The organism is Streptomyces sp. NPDC028298 (assembly GCF_055565895.1).
In genome coordinates this window covers 438,847-454,368 of sequence record NZ_JBVHTL010000003.1, presented here as the reverse complement: position 1 = coordinate 454,368, position 15,522 = coordinate 438,847, and the positions used below count along the sequence as shown (strand labels likewise).

Below are 15,522 nucleotides of genomic sequence, written 5' to 3'. Positions count from 1 at the left end.
CTTGCAGCCAGCCCGAGGGACAAGCCGTGCGCGACAATTACCCGACCTTCCCAGGGTTCGAGTCCGTCCACCTTGAGGACAGCTACGTCTTGGACATCACCGTCCATCCATCTGTCCTGAGACTTCAGCTCGATCTGCTGCTGTTGCCTGGCCACCCGGAGTACGGGACCCCTCTGCCTGGAGATCGCGCCTGCTTCCGGCGGGCCACGATCGTCTTCTCACCCGTACGTGACCTGCGCTGGACGGACCAGGACGTCGGCAGGCCCGCAATGGACGCGAGCGGCACTCTCGACTTCGGATCAGTCGACTCTCTTACCCGCGACCAGGACAACTACGAACTGCAGGGGGACTGGGGCACGATCCTTCTGAGGTCAAGCCCGCCCTCGCTGTCAATCGATCCGTCGCCCTCACGTGATCCAATCGAAACCGCCTAGCCGCGTAGTGGGCGATTTAGCAAACAGACCACGCCGCGGTGGCTGGCTCCGTACGCTTTACCGTGGACTCACTGGAGCAATAGTCAAGAGTTGTGGGTGAGCCGAGTCCGACCACGGGCCGGGGTGGGCCGAGTTTCAGGCGGCCTGCAGGATGTCCCCATGAGCTTGCGCTACGAGATGGTCTTCACTTGCTTCCTGAGGGACGACACACCTGAGTCGGTTCTTGACGCACTCCGCTGGCACATGGGCCTGCGCGCCGACAGACCCGAGCCTGTCGGAAATGATGAGTACCCGCATCCCCTGCTGACTCCAAATTCGGACAGCAGCACGCACCTGGCCGGTGGTGAGCTCGCGAACCTGGTACACCAGTCCCGGGGCTCTCGTGATGTCTGGGGACTCTTCGTCCGCGTCCTCTGGCCGGACGCCATATTGGAGGAGGCTGTAGCGATCCTCGAATTGCTGGCTCCGCACGTGGACGAGCCTGGCTACGGCGGTTACTTCCGTGAGGAAGCCGACGCCTGGCCCTCCGTTTACATGTTCCGCGAAGGAACGTACGACGTGACCGGGCCCATGTCGGACTTCCGACGAGACATCGATGCCAGCGTTGGCGGCCAGCGCCGCGGGTGACCTTGGTCCGCAGCTTCACCGTGCTGAAGGTCGACTCGATCGGATTCGTCGTGCGCAGGTGGAACCAGTGCTCAGCCGGGAAGTCGTAGAACGTCAGGAGTTCAGAGGCGGTAGTCGACGCTGATGGGGTGCAGACGAAGTTCGTCCGCGGTCCGGTGCCGGTCGCATCCGTGCCGCAGGTACACGCGCAGGGTCTGCTCCCAGTCCGGGGGCTCGTCCAGCGATGACACCACCCCCGCGCAGCGGGCTAAGCGCGTGTCGCCGCAGCAGGGATTCCGGACTCTCTCAGTTTGCGGGCCAGGTGTTCCATCTCCGGAAGCGTTCCTGAATAGTCACCGTTCACCACGCGACGAGCCACGTCCTTGGCACTCGTCAGGTCGACACCGAGTTCGGATCGCAGCACTCGCATGATGGCAACACCCTTGGCCGGAGGGCTACTCACCCGCAGACTTGCGGAGCCGTGCTCGGAGAGCAACTGATCCCGCCGTTCGGCCGGTACGTCGTCGCCGCACACGGCCATCGCGCATCCACAGGCGGAACACGTCGCATCGACGTCCCACCGCAAGCGGCCGCCCACGAGGGCCTGCGTCCCCCAACACGCCATCTCCGTACCGCAATCCTGGCACTCCGCGGAGTACCTGACGGACTCGGAAACCGTCTGCTCCATCCCCACCCCCGGCCCACCGACGTGACGACCCTGTGAACCGACCACCGCGGCAAAGGTGGTTGACTCGTATCGTCCGAAACTCCTCGTCGCCCGGGGCGATTTCCCGACCCACGGAACCAGCGATGAATATATGGCCATGGGCTTTGCAGGGTTGCCGGCAGGGAGTGGACGATCAGGGGCTCGAAGAGTCGGAGGTTCAGCTACGAGTCGTAGGAAGCCTGAACTGCTATGACTTGCCTCCCTTTCGGCTGCGGCACACCACGATCACCGGTAGCTCTTCCCCGACCGGAGGGTCGTGATTAGGGTGTCGTGATGCCTACGGATCATTTCGCCTGGTCGTCGATCGCCGCCGAGGGCTTCCCCTTTCCTGAAGGGGTTCCGGCACCCCTGGTCAGCGACGAGCTGTCGGCCATGCTGGTCTCCCCTGACCCCGAGATCCGCGATGATCAGGCGTACACGGCCGCCGCGCGCTGGATAGATGACGGCTGTCTCGATGAGGTGCTTGAGAACCTCGGGGACACGGCCGCGGGTCGCTTCACGCATCCCGAGATCCAGGCGCGGACGTTCGCCCCGCTCGTCCTGCGATGCGTGCTGGCGCGCTCAGTTGCTGCCCCCGGCGCAGTGCCGCGAGCCGCCGCCGAGCGTTGGTATGCCCCCTTCACCGCCTGGTATCCGGCTGAGCGCGACACCCGTGGCTGGGACGACTCCCTGGGCTGGCTGCACGCCGTCGCCCATGGCGCCGACGCGGCCGCGGCGTTCGCGCAGGCGTTGCCGGAGCGGCGAGCGGAGTTGCTGGAGCTGTGTGCCCGCCGGATGACGGCTGCGGTCGACTACCGATACGTACAGATGGAGGATGCCCGTCTGGCCCGGGCGATCGGCCGCATCCTGCTCGTGCCCGGCCTGCCGGCCGAGCAGGCCACAGGGTGGCTGAGCGTGGTGACCAAGGCGCTGGAGGGCGGCGGTTACGGCCCGGTGCCTCCGTGGGCGTTCAACACGATGGCGACCCTCCAGTCGCTGCATCTGCATCTGACCCGCGGCCTCGCCGAGGGAGGGGTTCCTTCCCACGCCGCCGTCGTTGCCGAAGAAGTGGCCACCATCCTGCGCCTGCCCTATCACTGGCTCGCCTGACAGGCGGCGCAAGCTGGTTACGGTCCAGCGATGATCTCGACGGGCTGCCGCCCGAAAGGTACAAGCCCCCGCAGTTCAGGGGCCATTTCCTCGCGACGTGAAATCAGGCCGCAGGCCCTGCGGACCGAGGAACCTGGCCGGCGCTGAGACCGGCGGCCGGACGTGCGGATCGAGGCCACCGGGAGACGCGGGTTCTGTGGCCGCCGGGTGGTGGGCGTGTGGTGCGGGCGTTCGTCCGCCGGGGCGTGTGGCCTGGCGTTGTGCGCCGGGCGCTTGCTCCGGCGAGACGCGGATCACGTCCCCGCCGCTCCGACCCGTGCTAGAGTGCGAACAGCACTCGTGCACGCCTCCTTCTTCAGGCGCCGGTGCCAATTCATTTCTCCCGCCGTCACACCGTCGATCCCGACGGACGGACCGGCTTCTCGGCACCACCTCCCGCACACCACCGGGGATTCCCCCCGTCGTGTCCGAGGTGATGTTCCCGCCGCACCGAGGCGCGCCCCGCGCCCTCCCGTAGCGGCCTCTCCCCCTTACCTCACGCATGCCCATGCGATCCCGTCCCCGAGAGGACAACCCACATGACCACCACACTCGAACACCCCCCGGTACAGGAGCGGCCCCAGGCCCGGACCGCCGTCGCCGGTGTCCTCGACATCGACGGCAACGGAAAGGGGCACCTCCGCTCCGCGAACCTCCTGCCCTCACCCGACGACCTCCAGGTCTCCCCCGCGCTGATCCGCCGTCACGGCCTGCGCAAGGGCGACGCCGTGGAAGGGGTGCGCGGCGGGCCCCGGACCCTCACCGAGGTCGAACGGATCAACGGCCACGGCCCCGAAGAGCGGCGCCGCCGTCGCCAGTTCGGCGACCTCACCCCGCTGCACCCGCGCGACCGGCTCCGGCTGGAGCACCCGGCGAGCGGTCTGAGCGGACGCCTGATGGACCTGGTCTCGCCGGTCGGCAAGGGCCAGCGCGGCCTGATCGTCGCCCCGCCGAAGACCGGCAAGACGGTCCTGCTCCAGCAGATCGCCGCCGCGGTGGCGGGCAACCACCCCGAATGCCACCTGATGGTGGTGCTGCTCGACGAACGCCCCGAGGAAGTCACCGACATGCGGCGCTCGGTACGCGGCGAGGTCTACGCCTCGACCTTCGACCGGACGCCGAAGGAGCACATCGCGCTCGCCGAGCTCGTCGTCGAACGGGCCAAGCGGCTCGTCGAAGCGGGCCAGGACGTCGTGATCCTGCTCGACTCGCTCACCCGGCTGTGCCGGGCGCACAACAACGCGGCCGCCTCCGGCGGGCGCACCCTCAGCGGCGGAGTGGACGCCGCCGCGCTCCAGGGCCCCAAGCGGCTCTTCGGCGCCGCACGCCTCGCCGAGGAGGGCGGCTCGCTCACCATCCTCGCCACCGCGCTGGTGGAGACCGGCTCCCGTGCCGACGACTACTTCTTCGAGGAGCTCAAGAGCACCGGCAACATGGAGCTCCGGCTGGACAAGAACCTGGCCGCCCGACGGGTCTTCCCCGCGGCCGACATCACCTCCTCCGGCACCCGCCGCGAGGAACTCCTCCTGTCGGGATCCGAGTCGACCGCCGTACGAGGGCTGCGCCGGGCCCTGCTGACGCGTGACGGCCAGTCGGGGCTGGAGACGCTCCTGGAGCGACTGCGCGCCACCCCGGACAACGCGACCTTCCTGCGCCGCGTCCAGCCGACCCTGCCGTCCTGACCCCGAGCCACATCCAGCCGACTCTCTCGTCCCGCCCCTGCGCCCCCCTGCCCCACGCCCAGCCCCCGCCCCTTTGGCCCCCGCGCCGCATCCAGCCGAACCCGCCGCCCCGCCCCCGCCCCTGCGGCATCCGGGTGTTGGATGACGCCACTCGGCCCGGCCACCCCGGCGTGTCCCGCGTCCGTTCCTACGTTTGCGGTATGACCATCGGATTCTCATTCCGGACTGTCGCCGCGCGCTCCGCGGTCACGCGGGCCGCCCTGACCTGTTCCGCCGTCTGCGCGGCCGGTCTGCTGGCAGCGGCGCAGAGCCCGGCCACCGCACTCGCCGGCGCGCTCCCCGGGGCACCCCGGCCCGCCGCGCCGCCCCGTTCGTCGCTGGATCAGCCGGGGACACAGGTACGGCCCCGGCCCGGCGCACCCGACGTCCCCGAGGACGTCTCCGCGCTGTCCTGGCTGGTGGCCGACGCCCGGACCGGCGACATCCTCGCCGCGCACAACGCCCACCGCAGACTGCCGCCCGCGAGCACCCTCAAGACGCTGTTCGCCCTCACCGTCCTCCCGACACTGCCCGGCAGCACCCTGCACACCGTCAGGGAGCGGGAGCTGGAGGGCATCGGCGCGGGCAGCAGCATGGTCGGCGTGGCCGAGGGGATCACCTACCGCGTCGCGGACCTGTGGCGCGGTGTCTTCCTCAACTCCGGCAACGACGCCGTGCACGTGCTCGCCTCGATGAACGGCGGCTGGGCCAGCACCGCCGCCCAGATGCAGGCCAAGGCCCGTGCCCTCGGCGCGAACGACACCCGCGTCGTCTCGCCCGACGGCTACGACACACCCGGTCAGGTCTCGTCGGCGTACGACCTCGCGGTGTTCGGACGGGACGGACTGCGCAACCCCGACTTCGCCCGGTACTGCTCCACGGCCGAGGCGATGTTCCCCGGCGAGGCCGGTTCCTCGTACGGGATCCAGAACACCAACCGGCTGCTCACCGGCGCGAAGGGGGTGGAGCGCTACCCCGGTCTGATCGGGGTCAAGAACGGCTACACCACCAACGCGGGCAACACCCTGGTCGCCGCGGCCAAGCACGGCAAGCGCACCCTCGTCGTGACGGTGATGAACCCTCAGGCGGGCGGCGGAGTGACCGTCTACGACGAGGCGCGCTCGCTGCTCGACTGGGGCTTCGCGGCGGCCGGCCGGGTCGATCCCGTGGGGACGCTGCCCGCCGCGCCCGCCGTTCCCGCGGCCGCCCCCTCAGCCCCCGCCCGGTCCGCCCCGCACCCGGGTCGCGGACCCGGTCACGCCACCGGACCCGCGGCCACCGCCCGGCCCCAGGCCGGCGCACGTCCCGAAAGCAGCGCGCGGTCGGCCGCCGCGCCCTCTCAGGACGAGGGGCTCGGCTGGTCCGGCGCGGCCGAGATCGCCGGTGCCGCCGTCCTGGGCGCGGCGGGCGTCGCACTGGGCCTGCGGCTCAAGGCGGCCCGTGCGGCCCGTTCCGGGCGCGGCTGACCCACCGGCAGCCACAGCAGCAGCCCGAGCGTGATCCACGTATAGGTGTTGCTGCCGAGGAAGCCGTCGAGGCCGGACGCGTCGTCGAACCACAGCCACACCACACTGCTGCACAGCACCGCGTACAGGACTGCCGCGACCCGCAGCCGGCGCCGCCGCAGCAGTACGGCGAAGGACGGCAGCAACCAGACGAGGTGGTGCACCCAGGTGATCGGGCTGACGAGACACGCGGCCAGCCCGGTCAGGGCGAAGGCGGTGATCCAGTCGTCGTCGGACAGGGCGCGCGCGGTGCGCCACGCCCACACGCACAGGACCAGCAGGGCCAGCGTCGCCCACAGGGCCCTGCTCGGCTCCTGCGGTGCCACGAGCCGTGCCAGCACCCCCTGGAGCGACTGGTTGGAGACGTAGTCCAGGCGCCCGATGCGGGTCGTGTCCCACAACGCGTCGGTCCAGTAGAAGCGCGAGGCGCCCGGCGCCGCCCAGGCCGCCAGCGCGGTGGCCGCCGCGGCGACGGCCGTGGCGACACCGGCGGCCCGCCAGCGACGGCCGATCAGCAGCAGCGCGATGAACAGCGCGGGCGTCAGCTTGATCGCCGCGGCGAGACCGATCCCGACGCCGGCCCAGCGGCCCCGCCCGCTCGACAGCAGCCAGGCGTCGCTCAGGACGAGGGCGAGCAGCACCAGGTTGACCTGGCCGAAGCTGAAGGTGTCGCGGACGGGTTCGAGCAGGGCCAGCGCGCACGCCGCGAGAGCGCAGCCGAACCAGCCGTAGCGCCGCAGTTCGGGCCCGATCAGGATGCCCACGACCAAGGCCAGGGCGGTGAGGTTCAGGAGCAGGGTGAGAGCGATCGCCGTGCCGAGGCCGACCAGCGCCATCGGCAGCATGCCGACGGCCGCGAACGGCGGGTAGGTGAATCCGTACGTCGTTCCCGGCACCCGGTAGTCGTAGATGCTGCCGCCGTGGTGGACCCAGGTGTCGACCGCCCCGTAGTAGACGCGCAGGTCGAACCAGTCGCGCAGAAGCGGCACGGTGGCCGTGAACACGCCGACGACGACGGCCAGTCCGAGGACCAGCAGGGAGCGCCGGCGGTCGGTGCCCAGCAGCGCCGCCCATCCGGCGGGGCCCCGCCCGCCGGCCGGTGTCCGTGCTCGCGTCGTCCCCGTCGTCGTGCTCCGCGCGTTCATGGCCCTCGTCCCGATCGCCCCGTTGGTCTCCCCCGTGCGTCTCGCCCCGCCCGGGTCCGCGCCGTGTTCCGTGTCGTCCGTCATGCCGTCCGCTCCAGTCCCGGTGCCTGCGGCTGCGCCGCCTGGTGGGCCTGCCAGAGCACGACGAGCGCGAGCAGCCCGCCGGAGACGGCGAGGATCACCTGTCCGCCGTCCGCCGGCGAACCGCTCGGCAGCACCGCGAGCGCGAGTACCGCGCTGGCGGCCGCGACACGTCCGCGCACCGAACCGGTGGGCGCGGCCGCCGCGATGAGGAACAGGCCCCACAGCGCGTACCAGGGCCGGATCGCGGGACCGAACACCGCGACCGCGGCCAGGCTCAGGCCCAACGCGTAGACCGGGTGCGGGCGCAGCCGCAGCCATATGAACAGCAGCAGCCCGACGGTCGCCACGAGTCCGACGGCATGCCAGGCGGGCATCGCGAACGGCGCGAGGCCACTGCCGAGCTTCTGGAGCAGGGCGCCGGTGACGCGCCCGAGGACGCTGGTGGGTGACCAGTTGTGCGGCGAGACGGGGGTCTTGAGGGCGGCTATCCAGCCGTAGCCCGTGCCGGCCACCGCCGTCGCGGCGACGGTCGTCGCGGCCGCGACCACGACGGTGGTCGCCGTGGCACGCGCGATGCCCAGGCGTCCCTGGCCGCGCCCGCGCAGCGCGATCACCGCCACCAGGCCGAGCGCGGCGGGCGCCTTGACGAGGGCCGCGAGGGTGACGAGGACGATGCCCACGACGGGCCGGCGGCCGCGGGCCGCCACCAGACCGACGCCGAGCAGTCCGAGCATGATGGCGTCGTTGTGCGCGCCGGCCACCAGGTGCAGCAGGACCAGGGGGTTCAGTGCGCCCAGCCACAGCGCGGCAGCCGGGTCGGCGCCGCTGTGCCGGGCGAGGCGGGGCAGGGCGGCCGCCATCAGGGCGACACCGAGCAGGGCGACCATACGCATGCCGAAGAGTCCGGCCGGTATCTCCCCGCGGGTCAGGGAGGACAGTCCGCGGGCGACGGCGAGGAAGACCGGGCCGTACGGCGTCGTCGTGCTCTGCCACACCGGTGCCACCTCGTCGGCGAGCGGCCCGCCGAGCTGCGCGGGGCCGTACGCGTAGACGTCGATGTGCGCGTCGACCATGGCGCCCTGCGCGAGATAGCTGTAGACGTCCCGGCTGAAAAGCGGTGGCGCGAGCAGCAGCGGCGCCGCCCAGGTGGCCAGAACGAGCAGCAGGGCACGCGGAGTCGGCGGTTCGGGCCCGCGTACGACGGTGCCCAGCAGGGCCCAGGCGGCTATCAGCAGAACGACACCGAAGTACACCCCCACCAGGCCGAGTACGGCCCTCCCGGACCCGGGGGCGAGGAGGTCCCGTGCGGGCAGGGCCCCGGCGGTCTCGCCGCCCAGGGCGAGAACGGCGGTACCGGCCAGGCCCAGAGCCTGGCAGCGGCGGAGATCGACGGGGAAAGCCATGGCCAACACTCCGCAAGCGTGTCAACGCCGAGTGGCCGGAAGGCGACGCGGCGCTCTCCTGACGGGGTCCGGAGCGTGACCTCCGTGTGGTGGGACGCCGTTCAGAACACCGACAGGCCGGTGAGGGTCGTGAAGCGGTCCAGGGCCGCCACGCCGGCCACGGAGTTGCCGCGTTCGTCGAGTCCCGGGCTCCAGACGCACAGGGTGCACCGGCCGGGCACCACGGCGATGATGCCGCCGCCCACCCCGCTCTTGCCCGGGAGCCCGACCCGGTAGGCGAAGTCGCCCGCGGCGTCGTACGTCCCGCAGGTCAGCATCACCGCGTTGACCTGCTTGGCCTGGCTGCGGGAGAGCAGCCGCCCGCCGTCGGCGCGGATGCCGTGCCGGGCCAGGAATCCGGTCGCGAGCGCGAGATCGGCGCAGGACGCGGCGATCGAGCACTGCAGGAAGTACTGGTCGAGCAGGGCCGGCACCGGGTTGTCGATGTTGCCGTACGACGCCATGAAGTGGGCGAGTGCGGCGTTGCGGTCGCCGTTCGCGGTCTCGGAGGCGGCGATGCCCCGGTCGAAGTCGAGCCGCGCGTTGCCGCTCTCGGCGCGCAGGAACTCCAGCAGGACGCCGGCCGCGTCCCCGGTACGGGTCTGGAGCCGGTCGGTGACGACGAGGGCTCCGGCGTTGATGAACGGGTTGCGCGGGATGCCGTTCTCGTACTCGAGCTGGACCAGGGAGTTGAAGGGGTTGCCGGAGGGCTCCCGCCCGACGTGCTCCCACAGGGCGTCGCCCTCGCGGGCCAGGTCGAGGGCGAGGGTGAAGACCTTGGTGATGGACTGCGCGGAGAACGGCTGCCGCCAGTCCCCCACGCCGTACACCGTGCCGTCGAGCTCCGCCACGGCCATGCCGAAGCGGCGCGGATCGCAGGCGGCCAGGGCCGGGATGTAGTCGGCGGGCCGGCCCCGTCCCGGGGTCTGCGCGATCTCGGTGGCGATGCGTTCCAGGATCGGCTGGAAGGTCTGGGAGGACGGGTACGGCGATTTCCCGGGCATGATCGCCATTGTGCCGCCCGCTCCGTCCCCCGGCCCGGCGGCCCGGCTCCCGGCTCCCGGCTCCGGTCCTGGCTCGGGTCCTGGCTCCCGGCCATGGGGTCGTACGGGGTGCGCGGGTGTACGGAGTGCGCGGGCCTCGCAGGGGCCACGGGACGGCAAAGGGGGCGCGGAGCCGGAATCCGGCTTCGCGCCCCCTGTGAGCGGCGTTCACGCCCGGAGCCGGTTCGCACCGGCGCCGCGGGCGGTGTCAGCTGTCGATGACGCCCGTGCCGAGCAGGCCGAAGAGCAGCACACCGATGATGATGCGGTAGATCACGAACGCGTTGAAGGAGTGCTTGGCGACGAACTTCAGCAGCCAGGCGATCGAGGCGTAGGCGACCACGAACGACACGACGGTGCCGGCGATCAGCGGAGCGGCGCCCACGCCGGTGCCCAGGGCGTCCTTGAGCTCGTACAGGCCGGCGCCCGTCAGGGCCGGGATGCCGAGGAAGAAGGAGAGCCGGGTGGCGGCGACCCGGTCCAGGTCGAGGATGAGGCCCGTGGACATGGTGGCGCCGGAGCGCGAGAAGCCGGGGAAGAGCAGGGCGAGGATCTGGGAGCTGCCGACCAGCATCGCGTCCTTGAACGAGACGTCGTCCTCACCGCGCTTGTGACGGCCCATCTGGTCGGCCGCCCACATCACGGCACTGCCCGCGATCAACGAGCCCGCGACCACCCACAGGGAGGCCAGCGGACCCTCGATGAGCGGCTTGGCCGCGAGGCCCACGGCCACGATCGGGATCGTCGCGTAGATGACCCACCAGGCGAACTTGTAGTCGTGGTTCTGCCGCTCGTTCTTGTCGCGCAGGCCGCGTCCCCAGGCGGAGACGATCCGCACGATGTCCTTGAAGAAGTACACGAGCACGGCGGCGATCGCGCCGACCTGGATGACCGCGGAGAAGCCGACGACGGCGTCGTCGTCGACGGGGATGTTCATCAGTCCCTCGGTGATCTTGAGGTGACCGGTCGAGGAGACGGGAAGGAATTCGGTCACCCCCTCGACGACTCCGAGGACGACGGCCTGACCGACGTTGATGACGCTCATGGGATCCAGTTCTGAGGAGTTGGTCGACAGTGCTGTAGACAAACGATGCAGGAGACAGTGTTACCTATGGCGGCGGGCGTCCCGCAACTACGTCCACAAAGCTTCGGCAAACGCGAACCCGGCGAACGCCGCGCCCAGGCCCGCCGTCACGCTCACGATCACGTTGGCGGCAGCGTAGAACGCCGCACCCGTCTCGCTCAGCCGCAGGGTCTCGTAGGAGAACGTCGAGTACGTCGTCAGCGCCCCGCACAGACCGGTCCCGATCAGCAGTCTCAGGTGCTCCGACACCTGCCCCGCCGAGGCGGCACCGGTCAGCAGCCCGAGGACGAGGCACCCTGCCACGTTCACGACGAGGGTGCCCCAGGGGAAGACCGTATCGTGCCTGAGCTGTACGGCCCGGTCGGTCAGGTAGCGCAGGGGTGCGCCGACCGCGGCGCCGATGATCACCAGCAGCCAGTTCACCGCGGGGTCCCGCCTTCCCCGGACGGGTCGCCGCCGGTCTCGCCGGAGGGGTCACCGGGTGAGCCGCCGCGGCCCACGTACCGGATGACCTCGCAGGGGTCGAGGACCACCAGGCCCTCGGTGACGAGCTCGTCGAGCTGCGGCAGGAACGCCCGGACCCGCTCCTCGGTGTCCACGACGATCACGGCCACCGGCAGGTCCTCGCTCAGCGAGAGCAGCCGCGAGGTGTGGATGAGGGAGGACGCGCCGAAACCCTCGATGCCCTTGAAGACGCTGGCACCCGCGAGGCCGGCCGCGTGGGCGCGGTGCACGATCTCCGCGTAGAGCGGCTTGTGGTGCCAGGTGTCGTTCTCGCCGATGAGCACCGTCAGTCTCAGGGCGTCGCCGGTCAGCCTCGTCATCGCGGCCTCCATGCCAGGGCACGCCGGGTCGCCGTCGTGCCGAGCCACACCGCCGCGAGCGCCGCGCCCAGGGTCGCGGCGAGATAGCCGATCCCGGTGCCGGGGTGGCCGGTGCCGACCAGGTCGCGGATGTCGACGGCGTACGTCGAGAAGGTGGTGAAGCCGCCCAGGACTCCGGTGCCGAAGAAGGGGCGGGCCAGGCGGTGCACCGACCGTACGTCGGTGACCAGCACCATGAGCACGCCGATGACGGCACAGCCCACGACGTTGATCGTGAAGGTGGTCCAGGGGAAGGTGCCGTGCGGTGTGGGCCACAGCAGGCCCGCGCCGTAGCGGGCCGTGGCACCGATGGCGCCGCCCAGGGAGACCGCCGCGACGACCGGGCCCTGGCCGCGCCAGGGGGACGGCGGGCGGGCGGGCGCGCGGGCGGGCGCGCCGGACTCGCCGACGTGCTCGGGGTGCGGGACGGTCATGGTCTCCGGTGCTCCTACTCGCCGGGCCGGGTGCGGGCACACGGCATCGCAAGCAGGGACCGTTGGCGGCATCCGCGCCGCGGTTCGGGTACGGCGGGCCCCACCGCCGCGCCGCGCTGCAAGATCGCGGCTGGTGACCAGGGTAACGCCGGGCTCGCCGGCCGCGCACACCCGGTCCTTCACCCGGAGCGCCCCGTGCTCCGGACCTGCGCGGGTGCCCGGCCCCGGGACGGCACCGGCGTACCCAAGGCACAGGGGTCGCCTCGGTCTCGAGGCGACCCCTGTGCCTTGACGGTCGTGACGCGTGCCTTGGCGGTCGTGACGCGTGCCGGAGCCGTGCGTCGGTGGCGCGGTCGCGCTACGGGCGCGCCTCGTCCGCCGAGGCCTGTTCCTGGAGGAGGGCGGTGATCTGGTTGACGTCGTTGAAGATGCTGATGAAGCTGTCGAGGTCTTCGGTCGCGGCGCCGTTGACACCGACGAAGAACGTCAGCAGCCGTCCGTCGTCGGTCTTCAGGTAGCCGGCCTCGTTCTGGGCGGTGGCCGCGAGCTGCTGGTTCAGTTCGTCGTCACCGATGATGGTGCCGGGCTTCGCGAACACCTTGCCCTTGGCCGGGCAGTTCTCGGTGCAGGAGATCCCGTTCGAGCCGTCGACGCCGAGGATCGGGAGCAGCTTGCGGAAGGCCGTGGCGTCGGGGGTGTGCAGCCAGTAGGTGAGGAGCTCGACGAGGCCCCTGGGGGTGACGCGCTCGGGCGGTGTGCCGCCGCGCCCGTCGGAGAGCTGGAACTGCTTCGGGTCGATGTGGGCGACGTCGGTGAGGAACTCGTGCTCGATCGGGAAGGCGTCGAAGCAGTTCTTGCTGCCGCGCGCGACAGCCATGTTGCACAGCGCGAGGTTGGCGCCGAGGTTGTGACTGACCTTCAGGATCAGCTTGGCGTACTGGCTGTACGGCGGGGAGACGTACGCGGCGACGCGTCGGTCGCCCCGGTACGAGGCGGGGAGCTGGTCCTGCGGGTTGGCCCCGGTGGGGGGCGCGGTGACAGTGACGCCGACGCGGCCGAGGGCCTCGATCAGCGCGGTGCGGCCGAAGGCGTTCGGGTCCTGGACGGCGGAGACCCGCAGCAGCGGCTGGGAGCCTGCGGCGATGGTGCCGGACAGGTGGATCTGGGTGCCGTCGGGCGAGGCGGTCACGTTGACGGAGGTGTTCCCACCGCTGGAGACGGTCCGCACGCTGGAGGTGACGTGGTACGGCGAGACCTGCGGGCGCCACGACAGCTTCGCGGCCTGTCCGGGCCGGGTCGGGGTCGTCAGCAGGTCGATCAGGTTGTCGTTCAGGATGAGCGGTGTGGGCTGCGGGCTCAGGTCCGGGAGGTTGAAGAGGCGTGGGTCGATGATGACGTCGCCGTCGACCCTGGTGATGCCCGCGTCGCGGATCTGGCGGGCGATCTGGTTGATCCCGGCGAGCGGGTTCTCCGGGGTGAGGGTCGCTCCGGGGAGTTCGGCCTCCGTGTGGTCGATGTTCGTGTAGTCGACCGAACCGTCGGGCTTGGTGCGCCCGCCCATGGTCAAATCGCCCTGGGCGACCAGTGCCAGGTTCCCGTGCAGCGTCGACCCGGTGCGGGTGCCGGTCGCCATGACGGGAGTGGTGAAGCGGTGGTCGGGGCCCAGGGTGTGCCAGGCGGTCGAGATGGTGACCAGCTTGACCGTCGAACCGGGGACGAAGAACTGGTTCGCGAACTGGGAGTGGATCACCCGGCCGCTTTCCGGGTCCGTCTCCAACACGCCCCACTGCGCGTGCTTGTATTCGGGCTTGTGCATGATCGCCTCGATCGCGGGCCCGAGGTCGTCGTCGTGCGCCACCGCCTGGGGGCCGGCGGCGGCCGCCCCCGCGACGGCCGCGAGTGTCACACCGGCAGCGGCCCAGGTCCGCAGCCGGCCACAGATCATCGGTTTCATCCATTCCGCCATTTCTGGAGTCGAAGAAGCCGAGTCGGACAAGCCCGTCGCACGGGCCGACTCGCACGGGCCCTGCTCACAGGGGCGCTCCTGGCGGCATCGTAGGAACAGCGATCACGCATGCCCGGCTGCTGGGCTCCGTGCCGACAGCGCGTGGGACAACTTCATCCGGTCGGTCGATCGCCGAAGCACGGACCCGGAGGGCGCGCGCACGCCACGCCGCTCATACGGCTGATCCCGGAGCCGGCCCGCAGGGGAACCGACTCGTCACGGACGTCGAGGTCCCCTCCGTGTCCGGCCGGGACTTGGGTGCGACCGGCCGGAGGCACTTGGGTGCGACCGTCCGGAACGACGGCGTGGCCGGCCGTTCAGCCGGTGGTGGCGCCCGGAAGATCACAGACGGCGAGGCCCCGCTCCCAGATGCTGCCGAGGATCAACCGGCCGTCGGACTCGCAGGCACTGGTCACCATCCGGAACCGGGAGCGGCGGCTCTCCAGGTGGTGCACGACCGTGCCGTCGTCGTCGACCGCGAGGACCCCGGTGGTGCCCGGGGGCCTGAAGGGCGCCCGCACGGCGATCCGGGCCGCGGTGCGCCGGACGGCCGGGCCCCGCCGGTGCAGGAGTTCCAGCGCGCCGACGCGGGGGCCCGCCAGGGCCACCCAGATCGGGCCGTCCGGGGCGCGCCAGAGGTTGTCCGGCTGGCCGGGGAGGTCGTCGGCGAAGGTCTCGGAACGGCCCGCTCGCGGCCCGGTGAGCCAGTAGCGGACGAGGCGGAATCTGCCGGTCTCCGCGAGGACGAGGAACGACTCGTCGGCCGAGGCGGCGAGACCGTTGGCGAACTGAAGGCCTTCCAAGAGGAGTTCGGGTTCCTTCTCGCCCGGCGCGAGGCGCAGCAGGCAGCCGGATCCGGTGTGTTCGACGAGATCGCCGATCCACCGCTTCAGGGGGTAACTCCGGCTGGAGACCGTGAAGTACACGGTGCCGTCCGAGAGGGCGACCACGTTGCTGCAGAAGCGCAGCGGAACTCCGGCGACCCGGTCGGCCAGGACCCGGACCACTCCGTCCCCGAGGCCGACCCGCAGCAGTCCGCGTTCGGCATCGCACACCAACAGGGCGTTGTCCGGCAGGAGTTCGAGGCCGAGCGGCCTGCCGCCCGTCTCCGCGACGACCCGGACGGTGGTGCTGTCGGGATCACCGAGGCCTTCGACGCGTACGATGCGGCCGTCCTCGAGACCGGTCAGCACCCCGCCCCGGGAGTCGGCCACCACGTCCTCGGGGCCGCGGCCTCCGAGCGGCACCGCGCGCCTGGGCGAAAGAACTGCGGCCACCGTGCCGGACCCGTCTCCCACGCG

General features: G+C 71.3%; 14 protein-coding genes and 2 pseudogenes. 5 read left to right on the top strand and 11 right to left on the bottom strand.

Annotation, left to right across the window (positions count from 1 at the left end; all coding sequences use genetic code 11):
* Positions 1-26 precede the first annotated feature (26 nt).
* Both ACZ4TO_RS17115 and ACZ4TO_RS17110 read left to right on the top strand, forming a co-directional pair.
* On the top strand, positions 27-434 hold the full coding sequence (locus tag ACZ4TO_RS17115; protein WP_468024569.1) for a hypothetical protein: 408 nt from the start codon (positions 27-29) through the stop codon (positions 432-434).
* Positions 435-593: 159 nt separating this feature from the next.
* A complete protein-coding gene (locus ACZ4TO_RS17110) occupies positions 594-1,061 on the top strand; it encodes a hypothetical protein (protein ID WP_468024568.1) in 468 nt (155 codons plus the stop codon).
* Here the strand turns inward: ACZ4TO_RS17110 and ACZ4TO_RS17105 are convergent.
* Positions 1,045-1,164 (bottom strand): annotated as a pseudogene (locus tag ACZ4TO_RS17105) (transposase); the annotation flags it as partial. The gene ACZ4TO_RS17110 and the pseudogene ACZ4TO_RS17105 sit on opposite strands and share 17 nt — an antisense overlap.
* Positions 1,163-1,246 (bottom strand): helix-turn-helix domain-containing protein, encoded by an 84-nt coding sequence (locus ACZ4TO_RS17100; protein WP_468024795.1) that lies wholly within the window; start codon positions 1,244-1,246, stop codon positions 1,163-1,165. The gene ACZ4TO_RS17100 and the pseudogene ACZ4TO_RS17105, both read right to left, overlap by 2 nt.
* A 794-nt stretch (positions 1,247-2,040) precedes the next feature.
* On the opposite strand from ACZ4TO_RS17100, the gene ACZ4TO_RS17095 reads away from it, so the two are divergent.
* The 3 genes from ACZ4TO_RS17095 (at position 2,041) to ACZ4TO_RS17085 (ending at position 6,082) form a co-directional block, all read left to right on the top strand.
* Positions 2,041-2,856, top strand: a complete 816-nt coding sequence (locus ACZ4TO_RS17095; protein ID WP_468024567.1) for a DUF2785 domain-containing protein — start codon at positions 2,041-2,043, stop codon at positions 2,854-2,856.
* Between the two features lie 578 nt (positions 2,857-3,434).
* Positions 3,435-4,577 (top strand): transcription termination factor Rho, encoded by a 1,143-nt coding sequence (gene rho / locus ACZ4TO_RS17090; protein ID WP_468024566.1) that lies wholly within the window; start codon positions 3,435-3,437, stop codon positions 4,575-4,577.
* 200 nt (positions 4,578-4,777) lie between these two features.
* The gene (locus ACZ4TO_RS17085; RefSeq protein WP_468024565.1) at positions 4,778-6,082 is read left to right on the top strand and encodes a D-alanyl-D-alanine carboxypeptidase family protein; all 1,305 of its coding nucleotides are present in this window, start codon (positions 4,778-4,780) and stop codon (positions 6,080-6,082) included.
* Between the two features lie 224 nt (positions 6,083-6,306).
* Here the strand turns inward: ACZ4TO_RS17085 and ACZ4TO_RS17080 are convergent.
* The 9 genes and pseudogenes from ACZ4TO_RS17080 to ACZ4TO_RS17040 all read right to left on the bottom strand — a co-directional run.
* Positions 6,307-7,266: pseudogene (locus ACZ4TO_RS17080) on the bottom strand (glycosyltransferase family 87 protein); the annotation flags it as partial.
* An 80-nt stretch (positions 7,267-7,346) separates the two neighbouring features.
* Positions 7,347-8,753, bottom strand: coding sequence for a polyprenol phosphomannose-dependent alpha 1,6 mannosyltransferase MptB (gene mptB / locus ACZ4TO_RS17075; RefSeq protein ID WP_382786446.1), 1,407 nt, complete (start codon positions 8,751-8,753; stop codon positions 7,347-7,349).
* Between the two features lie 101 nt (positions 8,754-8,854).
* Positions 8,855-9,796, bottom strand: a complete 942-nt coding sequence (locus ACZ4TO_RS17070; protein ID WP_382786448.1) for a glutaminase — start codon at positions 9,794-9,796, stop codon at positions 8,855-8,857.
* A 247-nt stretch (positions 9,797-10,043) separates the two neighbouring features.
* Positions 10,044-10,880 (bottom strand): undecaprenyl-diphosphate phosphatase, encoded by an 837-nt coding sequence (locus ACZ4TO_RS17065; protein WP_382786450.1) that lies wholly within the window; start codon positions 10,878-10,880, stop codon positions 10,044-10,046.
* A gap of 87 nt (positions 10,881-10,967) precedes the next feature.
* The gene (gene crcB, locus ACZ4TO_RS17060; protein ID WP_382786453.1) at positions 10,968-11,342 is read right to left on the bottom strand and encodes a fluoride efflux transporter CrcB; all 375 of its coding nucleotides are present in this window, start codon (positions 11,340-11,342) and stop codon (positions 10,968-10,970) included.
* A complete protein-coding gene (locus ACZ4TO_RS17055; RefSeq protein ID WP_385039455.1) occupies positions 11,339-11,743 on the bottom strand; it encodes a DUF190 domain-containing protein in 405 nt (134 codons plus the stop codon). The genes crcB (ACZ4TO_RS17060) and ACZ4TO_RS17055 overlap by 4 nt, the downstream gene beginning before the upstream one ends.
* A complete protein-coding gene (gene crcB, locus ACZ4TO_RS17050) occupies positions 11,740-12,216 on the bottom strand; it encodes a fluoride efflux transporter CrcB (RefSeq protein WP_382786458.1) in 477 nt (158 codons plus the stop codon). Before crcB (ACZ4TO_RS17050) ends, ACZ4TO_RS17055 begins: the two co-directional genes overlap by 4 nt.
* Before the next feature lie 358 nt (positions 12,217-12,574).
* On the bottom strand, positions 12,575-14,182 hold the full coding sequence (dacB, locus tag ACZ4TO_RS17045; RefSeq protein ID WP_468024564.1) for a D-alanyl-D-alanine carboxypeptidase/D-alanyl-D-alanine endopeptidase: 1,608 nt from the start codon (positions 14,180-14,182) through the stop codon (positions 12,575-12,577).
* A gap of 356 nt (positions 14,183-14,538) precedes the next feature.
* The gene (locus tag ACZ4TO_RS17040) at positions 14,539-15,498 is read right to left on the bottom strand and encodes an SMP-30/gluconolactonase/LRE family protein (RefSeq protein WP_468024563.1); all 960 of its coding nucleotides are present in this window, start codon (positions 15,496-15,498) and stop codon (positions 14,539-14,541) included.
* Between the last annotated feature and the right edge of the window lie 24 nt (positions 15,499-15,522).

Coding starts and splice junctions, on each gene's coding strand:
- dacB (WP_468024564.1), bottom strand. CDS start 14,182: ATGGCGGAATGGATGAAACCGATGATCTGTGGCCGGCTGCGGACCTGG.
- ACZ4TO_RS17055 (WP_385039455.1), bottom strand. CDS start 11,743: ATGACGAGGCTGACCGGCGACGCCCTGAGACTGACGGTGCTCATCGGC.
- ACZ4TO_RS17085 (WP_468024565.1), top strand. CDS start 4,778: ATGACCATCGGATTCTCATTCCGGACTGTCGCCGCGCGCTCCGCGGTC.
- rho (WP_468024566.1), top strand. CDS start 3,435: ATGACCACCACACTCGAACACCCCCCGGTACAGGAGCGGCCCCAGGCC.
- crcB (WP_382786458.1), bottom strand. CDS start 12,216: ATGACCGTCCCGCACCCCGAGCACGTCGGCGAGTCCGGCGCGCCCGCC.
- ACZ4TO_RS17095 (WP_468024567.1), top strand. CDS start 2,041: ATGCCTACGGATCATTTCGCCTGGTCGTCGATCGCCGCCGAGGGCTTC.
- ACZ4TO_RS17070 (WP_382786448.1), bottom strand. CDS start 9,796: ATGCCCGGGAAATCGCCGTACCCGTCCTCCCAGACCTTCCAGCCGATC.
- ACZ4TO_RS17110 (WP_468024568.1), top strand. CDS start 594: ATGAGCTTGCGCTACGAGATGGTCTTCACTTGCTTCCTGAGGGACGAC.
- ACZ4TO_RS17065 (WP_382786450.1), bottom strand. CDS start 10,880: ATGAGCGTCATCAACGTCGGTCAGGCCGTCGTCCTCGGAGTCGTCGAG.
- mptB (WP_382786446.1), bottom strand. CDS start 8,753: ATGGCTTTCCCCGTCGATCTCCGCCGCTGCCAGGCTCTGGGCCTGGCC.